This is a genomic window from Bradyrhizobium sp. (genome assembly GCF_049798375.1).
Lineage (GTDB): Bacteria > Pseudomonadota > Alphaproteobacteria > Rhizobiales > Xanthobacteraceae > Bradyrhizobium.
Window position 1 is genome coordinate 1 of the sequence record NZ_JBARGP010000344.1, and the last position, 4018, is coordinate 4018.

The following is a 4018-nucleotide window of genomic DNA, read 5'->3' on the forward strand; positions in this document are numbered from 1 at the left end:
GCCAGCATGGTCGCCTTCATGCCGGAGCCGCAGACCTTGTTGATGGTGGTGGCGCCGGTGGCGTCGGGCAGGCCGGCAGCGCGCGCGGCCTGGCGGGCCGGCGCCTGGCCTTGTCCGGCCGGCAGCACATTGCCCATGAACACCTCGTCGATCGCATCGGGCGCGAGGTTGGCGCGCGTCAGCGCGGCCTTGATGACATGAGCGCCAAGCTTGTTGGCGCTGAAGGAGGACAGATCTCCCATGAAGCGGCCAAGCGGTGTGCGGGCGGCGGAGAGGATGACGACGGGATCGGGCGAATGGGCCATGGCGTGTTCCCTCGATGTCTGTAATATTATATCCATCATATAATGCGTTGCGAAAATTGCAACGGACGTCCACCGCTAAATTTGCCGTGAGATCGACTGTGGTATTGTCGTCCTCAGTCGTCATCATCCGCGAAAGCGGATGATCCAGTAAACACCGGCGATGGCTGGATGCCCCGCATGCGCGCTGACGACTGCTCGACCACTGCTTCTGCGCAAATATTCTGCAAAGCGGTGTCGCCTTCTTGGAAAAAGTTGCGAATCCTATCGCTTCCGGTTGACGAAGTCCTGCATCAGCCGCGTCGGCTCGTCGGTCAGGAACGCGCGGCCGAAGGCGCCGATCGAGACGTCGACCGATTGCTTCAGCGGCAATTCCTCCCATTCGCGCAGCAGCGCCTTCTGCGCGCGCAACGCCTTGGGACCGCAGGCGAGCAACGCTGCCACGGCATGCTCGACGGCCGCATCGAGACCGCCTTCCGCCGCGACCTGATTGACCAAGCCCCAGGCGAGCGCGGTCGGCGCGTCGATCGTCTCTGCCGTCAGCAGCAGCCAGCGGGTACGGCCCCAGCCGATCAGCCGCGGCAGCAGCGCGGCATGGATCACCGACGGGATGCCGACGCGCACTTCGGGCATGCCGAACTTGGCGTCGTCAGCTGCGATGCGGATGTCGCAGGAGGCGGCCACTTCGAGCCCGCCGCCGAGGCACCAGCCCGGCATGCGCGCGACGACGGGCGCGGGGAAGGCGCGCACGGCTTCGCAGAGCTTGGCAAGCCGCGTGATGAACGCCTCCGCGGAGGCCTGGTCGAGGGTCGCCATCTCCTTGATGTCGGCGCCGCCGATCAGGCTCTTGCCGCTCTGGCCGGCGAGCACCAGCACATGGATCGAGTCGTCGGCCGCGAGCTGCTCCAGGCCGGTGCGCACGTCATCGGTCACCGCGGAGCCCAAGATGTTGAGCGAGCCCGCATTGCAGATGGTCAGCGTCACAACGCCGCGGGAATCACGACTGACGCCGCAATGGGAATTGAGCATGTCCATGGAATATCTCGTGAGAGGATGAGATCAGGTGATTGCCCAGTTCCAAGCTAAACCGCGCCCATGTCAACCATCCCGACTTAGCTGAACGCGAATTAATGAAATAGCTGCAGCGGTCCCGGAACGAAGCTGCTATTATATGATTGAGAACATGTCATAGGACAGCCATGCGGTATTCACCGGAACACAAGGCGGAAACCCACGCGCGAATCGTTCGCAAGGCCTCGGTAAGGCTGCGGGAGAAGGGCGCCCACGGTGTCGGCGTCGCCGACCTGATGAAGGAGGCAGGCCTCACCCATGGCGGCTTCTACGCGCATTTCGCGTCGCGGGAAGCGCTTGTCATCGAGGCGTTCGGCGACGCGATGGATCGTTCGACCGAACGATGGCGCAAGGTGCTGGCCGAGCTGGCACCGGAGCAGCGCCTGCTCGCGATTATCGATGGTTATTTGTGTCCACAGCATCGCGACGATGTCGGTCATGGTTGCGCCATTCCGGCGCTCGGCGCCGAGATCGCCCGGGAGAGCCCGAAGACGCGCAAGGCCTTCGCCGCCAAGCTCGAGGCGATGGTCGACCTGTTTGCCGAAAACATTCTCGACGTCCCGCCCAAGGTTGCCCGCAAGCGCGCCTCGGCCATGCTCGCCACCCTGATGGGCACATTGGTGATGGCGCGCGTCGCCGGCAGCAGCGAGTTCTCGGACGAAATCCTCGATGCCGGTCGATCCGCTGCGCTGGCTTGCGCATATGGCCACGGCGAGGTGCCGAAGAGCGCAGCGAAGCCGAGCGCGCGCAAGCGTCCGGCAGGCAAGACCTCCATGGCCGCCGCACGGCGCTGACGCCGGCATGATCGCGTCCGCGCAGCAGCTCCCGACGAGGTGATGGCTGCCGCCGGCTGAGCGGCGGCAAGGGCGGCATTTTCGCAGTTCCGCCGCGCGGATAGACCCTTCCCAAACGCCGTAAAGACTGCAAGATGCCGACCAAATCGGCACTTGCTTATCTTGGGAGGACAGCATGCGTTCAATCGGTCATTTCATCGGCGGCCGCGAGGTCAAGGGCACTTCTGGCCGGACGGCCGACGTGTTCGAGCCCATGACCGGTGAGGTGCAGGGCAAGGTTGCGCTGGCCTCCCGCGCCGAGCTGCGGGCCGCAGTGGAGAACGCCAAGGCCGCCCAGCCGGGCTGGGCCGCAACCAATCCGCAGCGCCGCGCGCGCGTGATGATGAAATTCCTCGAACTGGTCCAACGCGACTACGACAAGCTCGCCGAGCTGCTCGCCCGCGAGCACGGCAAGACCGTCCCCGATGCCAAGGGCGACATCCAGCGCGGCCTGGAAGTGGTCGAGTTTGCCTGCGGCATCCCACATCTGATGAAGGGCGAGTTCAACGAGGGCGCGGGCCCCGGCATCGACATCTATTCGATCCGCCAGCCGCTCGGCGTCGTTGCCGGCATCACGCCGTTCAATTTCCCGGCGATGATTCCGATGTGGAAGTTCGCGCCGGCGATTGCCTGCGGCAATGCCTTCATTCTCAAGCCCAGCGAGCGTGATCCCGGCGTGCCGATGAAGCTCGCCGAGCTGTTCATCGAAGCCGGCCTGCCGGCCGGCATCCTCAATGTGGTCAACGGCGACAAGGAGGCGGTCGACGCTATCCTGGAGGATCCGGACATCATGGCGGTCGGTTTCGTCGGCTCGTCGCCGATCGCGCAATACATCTATGAGCGTGCCGCCGCCCACGGCAAGCGCTGCCAGTGTTTTGGCGGCGCCAAGAACCACGCCATCATCATGCCCGACGCGGACATGGATCAGGCGGTCGACGCGCTGATCGGCGCCGGCTACGGCTCCGCCGGCGAGCGCTGCATGGCGGTGTCGGTTGCCGTTCCCGTCGGCAAGACCACCGCCGACCGGCTGATGGAGAAACTGATTCCGCGCGTCGAGTCCTTGAAGATTGGCACCTCGGTCGATCCGTCGGCCGATTTCGGTCCGCTGGTCACCAAGGAGGCCGTCGAGCGCGTGAAGAACTACGTCGAGATCGGTATCAAGGAAGGCGCGACGCTCGCCGTCGACGGCCGCGGCTTCAAGATGCAGGGCTATGAGAACGGCTTCTACATGGGGGGCTGCCTGTTCGACAACGTCACCAAGGACATGCGCATCTACAAGGAAGAGATCTTTGGCCCGGTGCTGTCGGTGGTGCGCGCCAAGGATTACCCCGAGGCCCTGGCGTTGCCGTCCGACCACGACTACGGCAATGGCGTCGCGATCTTCACCCGCGACGGTGACGCGGCGCGTGACTTCGCGTCCAAGGTGAATGTCGGCATGGTCGGCATCAACGTGCCGATCCCGGTGCCGATCGCCTATTACACCTTCGGCGGCTGGAAGAAGTCCGGCTTCGGCGATCTCAACCAGCACGGCACGGACTCGATCCGCTTCTACACCAAGACCAAGACCGTGACCTCGCGCTGGCCGTCAGGCGTCAAGGAAGGCGCTGAGTTCTCGATCCCGACGATGAAGTGAGCTAGAGGATCGCTACCCATCCCGCCGTCATTGCGAGGAGCGAAGCGACGGGGCTGTAAGTTTTTAGACAAAAACGTGAACAAGGTTCTTGCTTCGATTCGGTTTCAGACTCGATCTGTTACGAAACTTGTTCTCGTTTCTGTCTATTTCCTGACAGCCCCGACGAAGCAATCCAGACT

The 4018-nt window shown here is 63.9% G+C and carries 3 protein-coding genes and 1 pseudogene; 2 read left to right on the top strand and 2 right to left on the bottom strand.

The window, feature by feature from the left end; translation table 11 throughout:
- Nucleotides 1–305 (bottom strand): annotated as a pseudogene (locus WA702_RS14490) (acetyl-CoA C-acetyltransferase); the annotation flags it as partial.
- 261 nt (nt 306–566) lie between these two features.
- Nucleotides 567–1337 (bottom strand): enoyl-CoA hydratase, encoded by a 771-nt coding sequence (locus WA702_RS14495; RefSeq protein WP_425111223.1) that lies wholly within the window; start codon nt 1335–1337, stop codon nt 567–569.
- Between the two features lie 164 nt (nt 1338–1501).
- Here WA702_RS14495 and WA702_RS14500 point away from each other — a divergent pair, with 164 nt between their 5' ends.
- A complete protein-coding gene (locus WA702_RS14500; protein ID WP_425111224.1) occupies nt 1502–2167 on the top strand; it encodes a TetR/AcrR family transcriptional regulator in 666 nt (221 codons plus the stop codon).
- 175 nt (nt 2168–2342) lie between these two features.
- Nucleotides 2343–3839 carry a CoA-acylating methylmalonate-semialdehyde dehydrogenase gene (locus tag WA702_RS14505; protein WP_425111225.1) on the top strand — a complete coding sequence of 499 codons (1497 nt, stop codon included), beginning with the start codon at nt 2343–2345 and terminating at the stop codon, nt 3837–3839.
- Nucleotides 3840–4018 lie beyond the last annotated feature (179 nt).